The organism is Chitinophaga sp. HK235 (assembly GCF_018255755.1).
Classification (GTDB): Bacteria; Bacteroidota; Bacteroidia; order Chitinophagales; family Chitinophagaceae; genus Chitinophaga.
In genome coordinates, this window is record NZ_CP073766.1 from 2,904,792 (window position 1) to 2,920,016 (window position 15,225).

Below are 15,225 nucleotides of genomic sequence, written 5' to 3' on the forward strand. Positions count from 1 at the left end.
TACGTACTTTCAATTGATTTTAAACGTCCTCCTTATTCTCATGATTAGCTAATTGTTGTTGAACAGCAAACCCACATAAAACGCGAGCAAACCTTCTAATCGACCCAATAATTTCTTTGGCTTCTTCATCAGACAAGTCAAGACCCGACAATTCTCTTAGTTTTTCAGGAGTAAGTGGCTCATTATTGGGATTTAACCTTTTCATCTCGTCGATATTGATGTCCATTTGACTTGTTTTTTGGGGTAAACAAATAAGAAAATGAGGCATTTCGACCCTACAAGTAATTGACAATTAACCCATAGAATAAAAGAGGAGAAATTAAGAAAAATTCTTCGAACTTAAAAAGCCTTCAAATCCAATAATTTGAAGGCTTTTTAAGTTCTGCGGAGAGTCAGGGATTCGAACCCCGGGACCTGTTACAGTCAACAGTTTTCAAGACTGCCGCAATCGACCGCTCTGCCAACTCTCCAAGTGGAGCGCAAAGGTATGTAAGAAATTCCAAAATAAAAAAACATTTCTCTATAAATATTTTACCGGCTGATCATTTTACTCTGAAACCGGAAGTGGTGGGTGATAATATCACGCTGTTGCTTACACGTAAATATATACGCTATCAGCGTGGAATACTACAGCAAAGCACTAAAGTTTATCGTTAGAAGGAATAAGTATAATTCAGGGTGCTGGTCAATTCATTGTACCCAGGCTGTGTGCCGCTGGCACTGCGCAACAGCCACATCACAGTAGCACCGATGTTATGCGATTGTTTGTTGTTGAATAATTTTTTCTTCCCCTCTCCTCCCATACTTTCATTTTTCTGTTTTGTTTTGGGGGAATAATTGATATTGAAGCCGGTATTAAAAAGCGTACTGTTACTGGTGGTGGCAACGCCGGCCTGTTGTGAAGTAGCCTGCGTCATGTTATAGGTGGCTGTGAGGCCGGTGCGCAGCGTTTTATCAAAATACTGTTTGTTGATGTTTACACTGGGCCCCATAAAAGTGGTGTTCAGGTTGGCGGCTGTATTACGATAATAGTTCACCGCACCCCCCATCGACAAGGCCTGTGGTTGCAGGCTGTAGGAATAACTCAGGTTAGAGGTAAAAAATTTGTTGAGGTTTTCTGTGGCGTCTTTGGCGCTGCTTTTATCACTGGCAAACTGGTAGGAAGTATTGAGGGAGATGGAATGCTGCACCTTTTTGTTACCGGTGCGATACATAATCATGCCGTTGTAGTTGTTGTTGACCTGATAAAAATCCAGTGTATCCAGTGGGTTGGTGAAATAAGGATCTACCAGCGGGCGGATGCGGGTGTAATTACTGAAATTGGAATAACCGCCGTTGATGGCCCAGTGATCGTTAGGCACCACATTCATGTTGATGTTGGCTACCAGCCGTTTGGCATCGCTGTTTTTGCTGTTGTCCAGATTATTGACCTGCATTCCGGCGTTGGCAGCGATGTTCACCCGGCCGCCGAGTAACTGAAAGGCCGGTGCGATCGTGATGTTGCGCATATCATTGACCACGTTGTAGGCGCCCAGCGTTACATAATCGGGGGCTACTCTTTCGTAACGCAGCTGTATAGTATAAAAACTACCTGTATAGCCCAGGCCGGCCTGTATGGCATCAAAATAACGGGTACTGCCGGTGGGCGCCAGAAACTTGCCCAGGAAGTTGGATGTACCGCGACTGCTGTCGAAAGCGTTTTTTTCAGAACGGGTATCACGGTTGAGGGCTGATACGGAATATTCTACGTCCACGAATACACGCTTTAGAATGGTCTGCCTTACATTGAAGGCCATGGCCACATTCTCCCGGGGCGTGATGGTGGCATCATCCGGGATATAGGGAATAGAGCCTGCATTGTCTTTCGCTTTGAACAAGGAAATACTGTAGGCATTGCCTTCATTTTCATATCCCATCTTCACACCATAACCAATACGCTCAAAGGCAGCACGGTTGTAGCTTTCCGGGTTCAACACATCAAAGGGCACTGCTTTCAGTAGTTTGCCATACATGGCAGATAAACGCCATTTTCCGGGTGTCAGTTCTACACCTAATCCGTCAAACATATGCCCCGCCAACGTGTAGTTGCTGAAGTTCATGCTGGTAGTGCCAATATAGGCCCTGGCCCATTTGTAGGAAGGTGCAAAACGAAACTGGTTGAACGGCTGGGAATAGTTTCTCCCCTGATTACTGTAACTGAAGGAGAAAGGCATGTCATAGCCAAACAGGTTGATATTGAGATTGCCGTTGAGATACCAGGCGAGAGGATCGCGGCGGCTGTCGATACCGCTGGCACTGTAGGCTGTTGTACTGGCACTGATAGAACCACTCATGCTCACTCCTTTTTTGACGCCCAGCTGGTCTAGTGCCTGGGAATAGGCTACGGACGACACTAACAGCAACAGAAGGATGAACCACGTCGTCGGGTAACAGCGTTTTCTACACATGGATATAGGGATAGGGCCTTAAATATATTATGTTCATCAAATATATAAATATTATACATTTTATGAAAAAACAATAATCAAACACCCTTTAAAAAGAAAACCCCGTCCGGTAAACACCGGACGAGGCCCCTCTTTCTATTTCGGCTTACTGTTCTTGCGGCTAGTCTTTATTCATCTGTTGATTCCTATATTAATCTTGTAGTTGTTTATCTGCAATCATCGCTGGATTCAACATCCTTTCGATCGTCTGTATCCGGTCTATAGTATATATTCTTTATCATTATTTCCATCCACCACCGAGTGAGCGGTACAGATCAACCATAGCGCTCAGACGCTGGCGGTCTACATCTGCCTGCCCCAGTTCAGCCTGCAGGGCACGACCCTGAGCAGTGATGACTTCGAGATAGGTAGCCATACCGCTGCGGAACAGCAGCTGTGCCTGTTGTACAGCCAGCTGGGTTGTTTTCACCTGGTCACCGGCAATCTGTTGCTGTGATTTCAGCTTATCCAGTTTCACGAGGGCATCGCTTACTTCACCTACGGCGTTAAGGGTAGCCTGGCGGAACTGGATCACGGCCTGTTCTCTTTGTATTTTGGCCACTTCCAGCTGTGTTTTGAGAGCACGGCGCTGGAAGATAGGCTGGGTAATGCTTCCAGCCACTGTACCAAACAGAGAAGCCGGGAGGCTAAACCAGTTGCTGGCTTTAAAGGCATTCACACCACCATTGGCAGTAATACTCAGAGAAGGATACATGTTACCCTGTGCGGCACCTACCTGGGCGTTGGCTGCTACCAGTCCCATTTCCGCGGCTCTCACATCCGGACGGCGGCTTACCATGGCAGCCGGAATACCGGTTGGCAGGGATTCACTTACCTGGAAATCATGCAGATGGCTGTTTCTGCCTATCGGAGCAGGCAGTTCGCCTGTCAGAATACGGATCGCATTTTCCTGAATGGCAATACCCTGTTCCAGTTGTGGTACCAGCAGGGCTGCTGTTTGTTTCTGGGAGATGGCTTGTTGTACGGCCAGTTCAGTTACTTCACCGGCAGTTTTCTGCAAACTGATCATCTGCACAATCGTATCACTAAGTTCCACATTGCGTTTGGCGATGGCCAGCTGGTTGTCGAGCATCAGCAGGTTAAAATAACTATTGGCAATAGCAGCCACCAGTCCTGTTTGTACGGTCCGTTGTCCTTCGTAGGATTGTAACAGGGTAGCCTGGGCTGCCTCCCGCTGACGGCGGATCTTACCCCATACATCTATCTCCCATGACATACCGGCACCGAGATTATAATCTTCGATATGATCGCCCATACCAAAGTTGGCCAGGTTCATACCGGTAAAACTTTTCTTGGACGGGAAGTTGGTGTTGGCAGTCGCCTGTGCATTAAATGCCGGCAGCCATGCAGCTTTGGCCTGCTTCAGATAGGCTTGTGCTGTCTCCACCCGTTTTACGGCCAGCTGCAGATCGTAGTTGCCTGTCAGCGCTTTGTCGATCAGCTGTTGCAAGGTGGCATCCGTAAAAAATTTCTTCCATTCCATTTCTGCGATGCTGCTGTCGGATGGTGCCACATTTCCGAATTGTGAGGGCAGCGTCACCGGGGGCCGCTGATAATTGCGACCTACCCGGCAAGCTGCTAACCCTACAACTAAGGACAACAACAAAAATAAAAATGAGCTATATCTAGTTTTCATCTGTCTTTTTTCTGTTTCTGATAATTGATGTTACAGGTCCGTTAGTGCATCATTTCTGCAAACGCTTCCTCTTCTTTTTTCTCCACTATCGGTTTACGGCTTACTTTCTCCTGCAGGTACTGGAAGATCACAAACAATACCGGTATCGCAAACACACCCAATATCACACCGGTAAGCATACCGCCGGCTGCACCGGTACTGATGGAACGGTTACCCAGCGCAGACGATCCGGTAGCACGCATCAGCGGCAACAGACCTGCGATAAAGGCAAAAGAGGTCATCAGAATAGGGCGCAGACGCAGGCGGGCCGCACGGATACCGGATGCTACCAGTCCCATGCCACTGCGTCTTCTCTGTACCGCATATTCTACGATCAGGATAGCGTTTTTCGCCAGCAGCCCTATCAACATGATTAAACCAACCTGTACATATATATTGTTGTCGATGCCAAAGAGGTTGATGAACACAAACACACCGAAGATACCCAACGGTATAGAGAGGATCACCGCCAGTGGCAGGATATAACTTTCATATTGCGCAGCCAGCAGGAAGTATACGAATATCAGACACAGGGTGAAGATGATGGTGGACTGGCTACCAGCACTGATCTCTTCTTTGGACATACCCACCCATTCGTAGGCGTATCCTCTGGGCAGATATTGTGCCGCCACCTCTTCTACTGCCTTGATGGCATCACCACTACCGTAACCTGGTTTCACCGTACCGTTAATGGTAACAGCGTTGAACAAGTTGTTACGGGTCACTGTCTCTGGTCCGTATACGCGTTTCAGTGATACAACGGTATTGATCGGCACCATTTCATTGTGCTGATTTTTTACGTATACCCCATCCAGTGTGGACAGATCTTTACGCTGCGAAGCCTCTGCCTGTACAATCACACGGTAGTATTTGCCAAAACGGTTGAAGTCAGAAGCAAACATACTACCGTAGTACACCTGCATGGTCTGCAGAATGTCGCTCACAGCGATACCCAGCTGTTTGGCTTTACGGTCGTCAATTTCTATTTCATATTGCGGGTGACCATTATTGAAGGTGGTGAAAGCAAAAGCAATCTCTTTGCGTTTCATCAGCTCACCAATGAATCCCCACGCAGTGTTACCCAGTTTGCTCAAATCCCCGCTACCGGTACGGTCTTGCAGTACTACCTCAAAACCGGCGACATTACTGAAGCCTGGTACGGTAGGCATGCTCATGCCGAACACCCTCGCTTCCGGAATAGTAGCAAACTTGGCCTGCAACATGCCCATGATCGCGTCCATGTCTTTGATCTTACCACGTTCGGCATGTGGTTTCATTTTGATGAAACCTACACCGGAAGTGGAGCTACTGGAGTTGCTCATGAAATTGAAACCGGACACACTCAGGTATGAATTGGTCCCTTCCAGGTCTTTGATCATATGCTCCACTTTATCTACCACCTGACGGGTGCGTTCCAGTGAGGAACCGGGAGGCATGCTCACTACAAACACGGCAAAACCCTGGTCTTCCGTGGGGATAAAGCCGGTAGGTGTTTTCCGCATCATCCAGAAAGTAGCGCCACCAATAACAACCAGTGCGGCAATGGTGATCCATTTACGTTTGATGAGGAACTGCAGGCTGCGGGCATATTTTTCTGTCATGGCATTAAAGCCTACGTTGAAAGCGGCAAAGAAACGTTTGCCAAAGCTTTTCGGCTGCGGTGCATGACCGTTCAGTTTACCATGTTCCTCTCCGTGACCGGCATGATTATTTTTCAATATCAGGGCACAGAGCGCAGGACTAAGCGTCAACGCGTTCAGCGCCGAGATCAGGATGGCGATGGCCATGGTAAAGGCAAACTGCCGGTAAAACACGCCCACAGGGCCTTCCATGAAACCTACCGGGATAAACACGGCAGACATCACCAGCGTAATGGAAATGATCGCACCGGAAATCTCCTGCATGGATGACAACGTGGCAATACGCGGATTGGCCCCTTTCTCCATTTTCGAATGGACCGCTTCCACCACCACAATGGCATCATCCACTACGATACCGATCGCGAGAATCAATGCGAACAGCGTCAGCAGGTTGATAGAGAAGCCGAACAACTTCATAAAGAAGAAAGTACCAATAATAGCCACTGGTACGGCAATTGCCGGAATCAGGGTGGAACGGAAATCCTGCAGGAAGATGAACACTACGATAAACACCAGGATGAATGCCTCAATGAGCGTATGTTTCACCTGATCAATGGATTCATCCAGGTATTCTTTTGTGCTGTAAATGTTAAAGTACTCGATACCGGTAGGAAAAGATTTTTCCGCCTTTTTCATCAGCTTGTTGATCGTTTCCTGAATTTCATTCGCATTGGAACCAGCGGTCTGGTTAATGGCGATACCGATACCATATTTACCGTTTACCCGGGTATCACTACCATAGGTAAAAGAACCAAATTCAACGCGGGCAACATCTTTCAGACGCAGCACAGAACCATCGGCATTCGAACGAAGAATGATGTCTTCGTACTGTTTGTCCTTGTTGAACTTGCCTTTGTATTTAAGTACATACTCGAAAGACTCCTGACTGCCTTCGCCAAAACGGCCGGGGGCAGCTTCCAGGTTCTGGTCGCGGATGGCGCCCAGTACTTCCTGGGGAGACATGTTGTAAGCTGTTAAACGATCAGGGCGCAGCCAGATACGCATAGAGTAATCTTTTGCACCAAACACCATAGCCTGACCTACCCCTTTTACACGTTGTATCTCCGGGATGATGTTGATCTTCGCATAGTTCTGCAGGAAAGTCTCATTATACTCCTCTTTGTCACTCTGCAGGTTCACTACCATGATCATACCATTCTGTACTTTCTGGGTGCTCACACCTGTCTGTATCACTTCCGCCGGCAGCTGGCTGGTGGCTTTAGACACACGGTTCTGCACATTCACCGCCGCCAGGTCCGGGTCAGTGCCCAACCGGAAGTAAACAGTGAGCGCCATGGAACCATCGTTGTTGGATTGAGAAGTCATGTAAGTCATGTTCTCCACCCCGTTCACCGCCTCTTCAATAGGCGTGGCCACGGAACGGGCCACCACTTCTGCGTTGGCGCCCGGATAAGAGGCCGTTACAGACACGCTGGGCGGTGCGATGTCCGGGAACTGGCTCATCGGAAGGGTGACCAGCCCCAGTATTCCCAGCAAGACCAGGAGGATGGATATAACGGTAGCCAATACTGGCCGTTCTATGAATTTTCTAAACATAATGTCAATAGTATTTAAGCATCATCCGGAAAAGGATGAGGGAATGAGGATTATCCGCAAAGCGCAACACCATTAATGGCTGGCACTCCGCTTTGCGGATGCATCACGAAACATTAGAGCGGTCTTACTTTCAGCAAGCTGTCAAGTGACATCTGTTGCGGAGCAATCACAGCGCCGTCCTGCAGACGGTCCAGACCGGAGTAAACGATCCGTTGGCCGGCCTTCAGGCCTTTCTCCACAAAATAGTAGTTACCACTTTTACCGGATATAGTAATGGGAACACCTGCCACTTTGTTGCTGTCAGCTACTACAAACACCATCACTTTGTCCTGCAGCTCGAAAGTAGCTTCAGTCGGAACCACCACAGCATCGGAGAATTGTTCAGGGATACGGATCTTACCGGTATTGCCTGTACGCAGCAGACCAGTCGTATTAGGGAAAGTAGCCCGGAAGCTGATAGCACCCATGGTTTTGTCAAACTGACCTTCCATGGTTTCGATCTTTCCTTTCTCAGTATAAATGCTGTTGTCTGCCAGTTTCAGTTCTACTGCCGGCAGCTGTTTTACTTTTTCAGCGATGCTGCCACCTGCTGTTTCATTTTTAAATTTCAGGAAGTCTGTTTCGCTCATGGAGAAGTAAGCGTACATCTGGTTTACATCAGACAGTACAGTCAGTGGCTGAGGTTCAGCCCTGCCTACTAATGCGCCTACTTTATACGGTATCCTGCCGATATAACCGCTTACCGGAGCGGAGATCAGCGTATAGCCGACATTGATACCGGCACTTCCCAGTTGAGCCTGTGCCTGCGCTACAGCTGCTTTTGCAGCCTGATAGGCGGCCTGCGCTGTTTTCAGCTGCACATCACTCACTACATTGTTTTTTACCAGCGGTGTAAGTCTGTCCACTTCCAGCTGTGCTTTTTCCAGGTTAGCTTTCGCAGCCAGCAGGGAAGCGCCGGCATTGCTCTGTAACTCGGTATACACGCGGTCGTTGATCTTAAACAGCGGCTGGCCGGCTTTTACGTAAGCACCTTCGTCTACAAAAATTTTATCTAGTACACCTTCTACCTGCGGACGTATTTCCACATTGGTACGGCCTTCGAGGGTGGCGCTATATTCACGGAAAGTGGTGGCAGGCACTGCTCCCAGCTTCAACACGGGCAGAGCGGCAGCTTGTTGGCCTTCCTGATGCTGATTGGCTGAAGATGCACCGCAACCAGACATAACGGAAAGGATGATAACACTATAAAGTAAGCCTGCCGGCAAATTTGCAAAAACGGATCTCTTTGATTTCATACTTGTTTTTTAAATCATACGACAATAAATCACATCCCTGGTGTGAAGGCAATACAACTCACATTGCTTCACAGCAGCAGTTTTAGTAAACAGCGTACGGGTGTGAAAATACAGGCAGTAAAAGTCGCGGCTTCGGGCCACGCATAACGCCACAGCATGTTATACGTAAGCACGCAACAAAATGTTACTACTGTAAAAAAAACTTAAAAGAAGGGCATTACGGAATTTCCGCTAATAAGTCCATGGTTTTCAAATTTTATAATGATGTACGGGCAACATCATTTTATTGATAACGACGCAAAATTAAAATAATAATGTTAACGGACGTTTAAATTATTACGGGTTTAATTGTACTTTTCACGGGTTGACTTTTGAAACGCTGCCGGTGTTTGTCCGGTATGTTTCTTAAAAAAGCGGTTAAAATAAGCGTCATCTTCAAAATTCAACCTTGCGGCAATCTGTTTAACAGAGTGTTCTCCCCAGTACAGTAGCCGCTTTGCTTCCATCGTTCTCTTTTCATCAATCACATATTTGGCATTTTTGCCCAACAAACTTTTCACGGTATCATTCAGATGTCCGGGTGTCACAAATAACATTTCAGCATAATCTGACACCTGCGTTTTCTCGAGGAAATGCTGATCTACCAGTACCTTAAACTGGCGTGTCATATTATACTGGGAATTCTCCGCATTCAGCCAGACAGTGGTAGGTTCGGATATACGTCCACAGGCAATCACAAAGGCGTTGAGCACGTTGCGGATCACCGCTTCCTTCCGTAGTTTGTCGCCCTGATATTCTTTGAGCAGCAGGCCGGCATAACCCATCAGTTCTTCCAGCTGCTCTTCATTCAACGGTATCAGGCCGGAGTTAAATACACAACGCCAGCAGCTCACTACACCCTGCATCTCCGGCACGAGGAAATCCGGTGAAAAAAAAATATTAATCATCTCTACGTCCGCATCCATATCATGCTGATGGACCTGGTCTGGCTCCATCAGCATGATAGCGGGCGCAGTCACTTTATATTGTTTAAAATCAATAGACTGCCGGATAGCACCTTTGAGCAGTATATCAATACTATAACCATTATGTCGGTGCGGTAACCCCATCTCCCGGCATTCCATCTCATACCCTTTCATTTCTCCAATGAAAAAAGGCATTCCTGCGATACAATCTTCCAGGCGGTATAATGGTATCTCTGCTATGCGTCCTGCTTTTGTTACTTCCATGATTTAAACATTTATGAAGTTATCAGTCAACCGATTCTGTCGGCTTCTCCTGTACTACCACCAGGTCGCTCAACTTCACGTTGATCGGAATATTACCCAGCTGTACAATGCCGCGTTTGTCACGGATCTCTATCAGGCGACCTACCTGGCGATTGGTCAGTATTTTCACCTGATCACCCACCTGACATTGACCGCCTACCTCCTCAAACTTATCCTGCACCTTTTTATTGTGCTTTTCATTGATCTGTTTTTCGCGGCGGCGGAACAGCAGTATTTCTGCTTGTTTCATCACCTTTTCTTTTTCATTGCTGTCGTTGGCACGTTTCCATTCCACCACTACCTGCTTCAGCTTGCGCTCCATGTCTTTCAGATAGGTCAGGTCAGCTTCCTTGATCTGGTTCTGCAGTTTCATGAAAGTGATCTGCTGGTGTTTTTTCTCTTTATCAGCCAGTATTTCGTACTCGCGTTTCAGTTTTTCGTTTTCCTTCAACAGCTTTTGCAGATCTTTTTCTTTGGCCTCCACTTTTTGCAGGTCCTGTTCTGCCTTGTTGAGCAACTTATCCAGCTGGAAGTGCCCTTCATCCACCAGCTTTTTGGCGCGGGCGATGAGCGCGGGATGAAGACCGATACGCTCAGCAATGGAGAAGGTGTAGGAACTACCAGGTTTACCGATCATCAGTTTGTACATGGGCATCAGGGTTTCTTCGTTGAATCCCATAGCTCCGTTGATGATTCCTTTTACCTTGTTGGCCATCACCTTCAGGTTAAGATAGTGGGTGGTCACAATACCGAAGGAATGTTTTTTGGCCAGTTCTTCCATGATCACCTCAGCAAAAGCACCGCCCAGATTGGGATCAGAACCACTTCCCAGCTCGTCGATGAAGAACAGGGTCCTGCCATTGGCATTCTCCATAAAATATTTCATGTTCTTCAGGTGTGAGCTATAGGTACTCAGTTCAAATTCCAGTGACTGTGTATCACCGATATGGATCATCAGCTGTTTGAAAATACCCAGCTGGGAAGACGGATGTACCGGCACGAGCAGTCCGGATTGCAGCATCAGCTGTATCAGGCCTACTGTTTTGAGAGTCACCGTTTTACCACCGGCGTTAGGACCGCTGATTACGAGGATATGCGCGTCTTTGTCCAGGCTGATATTCACCGGGATGGTGGGCTTATTATTCTGACGGTTATATATTAATAACAGCGGATGATATGCCTGTACCAGGTGCAGTTGTGCCTGTGGCACCACAGATGGGTAGTTGGCATCCATGTCCAGCGCCAGTTTGGCTTTGGCCCGGATAAAATCGTAGGTACCCAGGATCTCGTGATAGCCGTTGAGCAACACTTTATAGGCGCTCAGGGAGGCAGTCATCGCTTTCAGGATACGGTATACTTCGCGTCCTTCTTCCCTTTCGAGCGACTGGATATCATTATTCAGTTCGATCGTTTCTTCGGGTTCGAGGAAGGCGGTTTTACGGGTGTCAGACTCACCGTGGATGATACCTTTTACCATCCGTTTGTTTTCGGCGTAGATGGCCACTACCCTTCTGCCGTTCAGGAAGGCTTCTTCCTGGTCGGCCAGATAGTTGAGTTTCTGCAGTTTCTGCAGAATGCGGTCAAATACGCGGCGCAGTTCTGTCCGCTTACGGAACAGGGCGGTCCGGATACGGGACAGTTCAGGGGAGGCATTGTCACGCACCTGTCCGGTTTCGTCCAGTACCTCGTCAATAATGGCGGAGACCTTTTTCTCGTAATAGGTGTCATTGATCACCTCAGCCAGGCCGCTGTACTGAATTCGGCGATCGTGGTCAAAAAAGCGGAAAATGCTATGCATGCTTTCCGCCAGTCTGCGCAGGTTCATCGCCTGTTCCCCTGTCAGATAGGCCCCCTCGATCTCCAGCATACGCAGTTCAGTATGCAGGTTCAGTACATGATCATTGGGAAAATGCTCCTGCATCAGTATCAGCTGTTTAAATTCATGAGCCTGTTGCAGGGCGGCTTTTACGTAATCTATATGCGTGTGCAGGCGGAGGTTCACGGCTTTCTGATAGCCCAGCTCCGTTTTACAATGTAACTGGAGCAATGCCTGTACTTTATCGAATTCCAACTGCATCAACGCAGATTCAGGAAAATATTTCAAGTGATTATATATTTAATTGAACGGCACAAACTTACAACAACAGAAGTTAGCTGCCTGTTAAAAAGAAACGGCCATCGGCTTACGCCGGAGCCAATAAATAATACATAAGTATGCTGCTACGCTATGCACTGGTAGCTGCTGGTGAAGAAGATGCTGGGAAAAGTTATTAATTCTTTCTCATCGGTTTTGTCATTATACTATCCATAGTATCCGGTTGCCCGGTTTTTCTATATTGTTGCTGCTGACTGCTTTTTTGAGGGCTTTCAGGGCCCTGATGGGTACCTTCTGGCTACAAAAGAATGTTAAAGTTAAAAACTTTGAACGCGTTTTAAAAGATCTCAATACCACATTGTTTTTGAAGTGGTCACTAAACGCATTATGACTATTTTTATGACTTATTTCTGTAGTTCAAAAAGTGAACAAAGCTACAAAATTTAACAATTCTCTGCAAAGATAAATTAATGGGTTTCTTAATATTAATACTGCAGCCCGGTGTTACTTACTCTTTGCTAGCAGGTCCATGTCTGGAACTATGTTGGGAATGACAGGAATAATTTATTCCAATTTACCCAGCTACATCTTATATTTCGATTTAAAGAATCTCCCAGGATGGACTTCCAGCGAAGGGATACAAATGCTAAATTACTTAGCATTTACTACATATAACTCACTGTCCAAGGATATAAATGTGCTAAAGTTATATTCAAAGCGGTGGCAATAAGGATCAGGTTGGATATTTGAAAATCCACGAGACCATTCTCATAGCTACTTATTGTTGTAGATGGAATTCCTGTCGCAATCTCCAGATCCACCTGGGTCCATCCTCGTGCCTCACGATAAAACTTTATTTTCTGCCCGACGGCTAAGAGTACTAACGCCTTCTGTTCCTCCGTAAATTTCATGGCCAGAAATTGAAGTATTACTGGCGACTAAAAATTAGTGAATTCGCTAAGTCTAGTTTGAAATTGTTATATTCGTTTATCTTTGCACTCCCAAAAGGATTTTTGCAGAGGCATCGCTGTTTTGACTGGTCCTGTCGCCAAATATACCGGTACCAGACTCAACGGTGAGGCCCGCGTGTTATTGCGCGGGCTCTTTCGTAGTACGTCTACCGGTTGTGGCGACAGGAGGCGGAAAGGTTAGGGTCCGCGCATCTTTTTTATGGCTCTGCGCGGTATTGTAAACAATTTTTCCCAAAATGACCATGCAGCAAAAGCCGTACAAAAAACTCCTTTGGGTTGATGACGACCCCTTTTTTCTGAGTTGGATAGTCCCCCAAGTAGTTATCCCACATGATTTTATTGTCGACCCTTTCTTAAATGCCAAGTATGCCCTTGCCGTTTGGGAGACTGCCAGCCCGGATATAATCCTGACCAATCTGGTAATGCCCAAAATGTGTGGACTGGAATTTATCGCTACTCTTCGGCTCCAGGGCTATTCCAGTCCAATCGTAGTGGTTTCCAACCGATTTGGTGAAGAGCAGGCTGCCTTGGACGCTGGAGCAGACCGGTTTATCTCTAAAGTAGGAATAAACGGAGAAATAATTGTATCAGCATTATCGCCGTTTTTTAAAGACTATCCAGTTAAGCAAAACTGGTATTCATAATCCTTCATAGCGCCCTGGATCTCCATCCGGGGTAAATTTTTAAACAATGAATCCAGACGATAACGATATATTACACAACCTGTGGATGGCTGTATTTGTATTTGCTATTGTAGGTATAATGCTATTGGTGTTTATTGGGCTCGCGGAGCAGATAGGGAAATAAAAAACCGCCCTGGAAAGAGCGGCCTGGTTGTTTATGGTTAATTACGAAATTATAAACTATAAACGCGCATGGTAGCGAAAAGGTACTATCCTCCTACAAAAAAATCCGCTCCAGGTAGAGCGGATTTTTGCATTATATTGAAAAACAAAACCCACCAAGAATAGTGGGTATATATATATTGTTATGTGATATTTGAAAATAAATTCCGACCAATACAAATCTATGTGATCAGTACGCAGCGTATATGCGTTGTGGTTAAATGCATAAAAAGCCTTTCATGCTTGCAATCTTCCTGGTACGCCTATAAACACCATCCCCTTCTCGGCTTCCGCCACTATTCGTGTTACCTTCTATAGTGTCGATCACATCGCCGCGAACAGCTACAACAAAGCCAGTGTGTCCAGCTCCTTTCCCATAATCCATAATAAATATGTCACCTGCCGCCGGGGTCTGTACACGGAGCCCGGGACGTTCGTTCCACTGGTAAAGGACACCTCCCGTACACTTTAAAGGGTTGGCCACCTTCTGCGCTATTGCTGCCTGTTGCACACACCAGTAGACAAAGGCCATACACCAGCTGTAACCGGCAGGGAGGCCAACACTTTTAAGATACTTTTCTACAGCAGGGCCATCGTTTTTACCGGTAGCCTCCCGTACCCCTTCCTGCGAAAGTGCGATCTGCATTGCTTCTAAGCCTATAGCCATGGTATTAACTTTTTAACTTTTAAGAATATGCCCAACCCAAGCACTACGCAGATAACACCATGGACAACCCAGTGCTTTACTATTTCTGTCTGTTGTTCTGCTATGGTAACCTGCTGCTGGCTGATCTTTTTGTCTCTATCGGAAAGCTCCTTAACGTGTGCGGCTTCCTGTTCCTGTAGCTTTTTCTGTAGTTGGGCAATTAATTCCAGTTCCGCGTAGCTCCGGACCGGATATGGAGCCGGCACAGTATCCGGCTTACACGGTTGATAGGCGTGCTGCAGACTATCTACGGCAGTAAGCAACCCAACCACCTGCCGTGTCAATCTGGTTACCAGGTCTGTGCACTGCCGGCCGATGCTGTCTGCCGCATATTGCCTAGCCTGTTCAAGCCGGCGCGCCACACTATCTCCGGCCTCTTTGGCAAGTCGGATATCGCTGGTATAATCCCGATTGCCTGCCGGCTTATACTGTGGGATCTTTCCAGCACTATCCGGAACACATGGGAAGTATCGCGCAGAGAGCACTGCGAAGCTATCCGGATGTTGTATAAATACCTGTCTGGCCTTCGGGATTGTAACGCAGCTGGAGAGGAAGGTTGCCACCATTAAAACAGCAGCTACCTTTGTTCCATTATTCGTGTAGTCCTGCCCGTTACCGAGTACCATCCCAATAGCCTTCAACACAGCAGGAATAAATGTTAAAACG

General features: G+C 47.0%; 11 protein-coding genes and 1 tRNA gene. 1 reads left to right on the forward strand and 11 read right to left on the reverse strand.

Annotated features, from left to right (window positions below):
• Positions 1 to 19: 19 nt before the first annotated feature.
• The 9 genes from KD145_RS09900 to KD145_RS32565 form a co-directional block, all read right to left on the reverse strand.
• The gene (locus KD145_RS09900; protein WP_212005732.1) at positions 20 to 226 is read right to left on the reverse strand and encodes a hypothetical protein; all 207 of its coding nucleotides are present in this window, start codon (positions 224 to 226) and stop codon (positions 20 to 22) included.
• Between the two features lie 159 nt (positions 227 to 385).
• Positions 386 to 470: transfer RNA gene (locus tag KD145_RS09905), tRNA-Ser, on the reverse strand.
• Between the two features lie 183 nt (positions 471 to 653).
• Complete coding sequence (locus KD145_RS09910; RefSeq protein WP_212005733.1) at positions 654 to 2,447, reverse strand: hypothetical protein; 1,794 nt, start codon at positions 2,445 to 2,447, stop codon at positions 654 to 656.
• 280 nt (positions 2,448 to 2,727) lie between these two features.
• Positions 2,728 to 4,143, reverse strand: a complete 1,416-nt coding sequence (locus KD145_RS09915) for an efflux transporter outer membrane subunit (RefSeq protein ID WP_212005734.1) — start codon at positions 4,141 to 4,143, stop codon at positions 2,728 to 2,730.
• Positions 4,144 to 4,184: 41 nt separating this feature from the next.
• The gene (locus KD145_RS09920) at positions 4,185 to 7,379 is read right to left on the reverse strand and encodes an efflux RND transporter permease subunit (RefSeq protein WP_212005735.1); all 3,195 of its coding nucleotides are present in this window, start codon (positions 7,377 to 7,379) and stop codon (positions 4,185 to 4,187) included.
• A gap of 113 nt (positions 7,380 to 7,492) precedes the next feature.
• Positions 7,493 to 8,674: an efflux RND transporter periplasmic adaptor subunit gene (locus tag KD145_RS09925; RefSeq protein ID WP_212005736.1), complete on the reverse strand. Its 1,182-nt coding sequence runs from the start codon at positions 8,672 to 8,674 to the stop codon at positions 7,493 to 7,495.
• Positions 8,675 to 9,018: 344 nt separating this feature from the next.
• Positions 9,019 to 9,903, reverse strand: a complete 885-nt coding sequence (locus KD145_RS09930) for a helix-turn-helix domain-containing protein (protein ID WP_212005737.1) — start codon at positions 9,901 to 9,903, stop codon at positions 9,019 to 9,021.
• 22 nt (positions 9,904 to 9,925) lie between these two features.
• On the reverse strand, positions 9,926 to 12,046 hold the full coding sequence (locus KD145_RS09935; protein WP_212005738.1) for an endonuclease MutS2: 2,121 nt from the start codon (positions 12,044 to 12,046) through the stop codon (positions 9,926 to 9,928).
• A 656-nt stretch (positions 12,047 to 12,702) separates the two neighbouring features.
• On the reverse strand, positions 12,703 to 12,948 hold the full coding sequence (locus tag KD145_RS32565) for a helix-turn-helix transcriptional regulator (protein WP_212005739.1): 246 nt from the start codon (positions 12,946 to 12,948) through the stop codon (positions 12,703 to 12,705).
• A 296-nt stretch (positions 12,949 to 13,244) separates the two neighbouring features.
• On the opposite strand from KD145_RS32565, the gene KD145_RS09945 reads away from it, so the two are divergent.
• Positions 13,245 to 13,652, forward strand: a complete 408-nt coding sequence (locus KD145_RS09945) for a response regulator (RefSeq protein WP_212005740.1) — start codon at positions 13,245 to 13,247, stop codon at positions 13,650 to 13,652.
• A gap of 418 nt (positions 13,653 to 14,070) precedes the next feature.
• Here KD145_RS09945 and KD145_RS09950 read toward each other — a convergent pair whose 3' ends face one another.
• Positions 14,071 to 14,520 (reverse strand): CHAP domain-containing protein, encoded by a 450-nt coding sequence (locus KD145_RS09950; RefSeq protein WP_212005741.1) that lies wholly within the window; start codon positions 14,518 to 14,520, stop codon positions 14,071 to 14,073.
• The gene (locus tag KD145_RS09955) at positions 14,511 to 15,203 is read right to left on the reverse strand and encodes a hypothetical protein (RefSeq protein WP_212005742.1); all 693 of its coding nucleotides are present in this window, start codon (positions 15,201 to 15,203) and stop codon (positions 14,511 to 14,513) included. Before KD145_RS09955 ends, KD145_RS09950 begins: the two co-directional genes overlap by 10 nt.
• Positions 15,204 to 15,225 lie beyond the last annotated feature (22 nt).

Coding starts and splice junctions, on each gene's coding strand:
- KD145_RS09900 (WP_212005732.1), bottom strand. CDS start 226: ATGGACATCAATATCGACGAGATGAAAAGGTTAAATCCCAATAATGAG.
- KD145_RS09950 (WP_212005741.1), bottom strand. CDS start 14,520: ATGGCTATAGGCTTAGAAGCAATGCAGATCGCACTTTCGCAGGAAGGG.
- KD145_RS09915 (WP_212005734.1), bottom strand. CDS start 4,143: ATGAAAACTAGATATAGCTCATTTTTATTTTTGTTGTTGTCCTTAGTT.
- KD145_RS09930 (WP_212005737.1), bottom strand. CDS start 9,903: ATGGAAGTAACAAAAGCAGGACGCATAGCAGAGATACCATTATACCGC.
- KD145_RS09920 (WP_212005735.1), bottom strand. CDS start 7,379: ATGTTTAGAAAATTCATAGAACGGCCAGTATTGGCTACCGTTATATCC.
- KD145_RS09945 (WP_212005740.1), top strand. CDS start 13,245: ATGACCATGCAGCAAAAGCCGTACAAAAAACTCCTTTGGGTTGATGAC.
- KD145_RS32565 (WP_212005739.1), bottom strand. CDS start 12,948: ATGAAATTTACGGAGGAACAGAAGGCGTTAGTACTCTTAGCCGTCGGG.
- KD145_RS09925 (WP_212005736.1), bottom strand. CDS start 8,674: ATGAAATCAAAGAGATCCGTTTTTGCAAATTTGCCGGCAGGCTTACTT.
- KD145_RS09910 (WP_212005733.1), bottom strand. CDS start 2,447: ATGTGTAGAAAACGCTGTTACCCGACGACGTGGTTCATCCTTCTGTTG.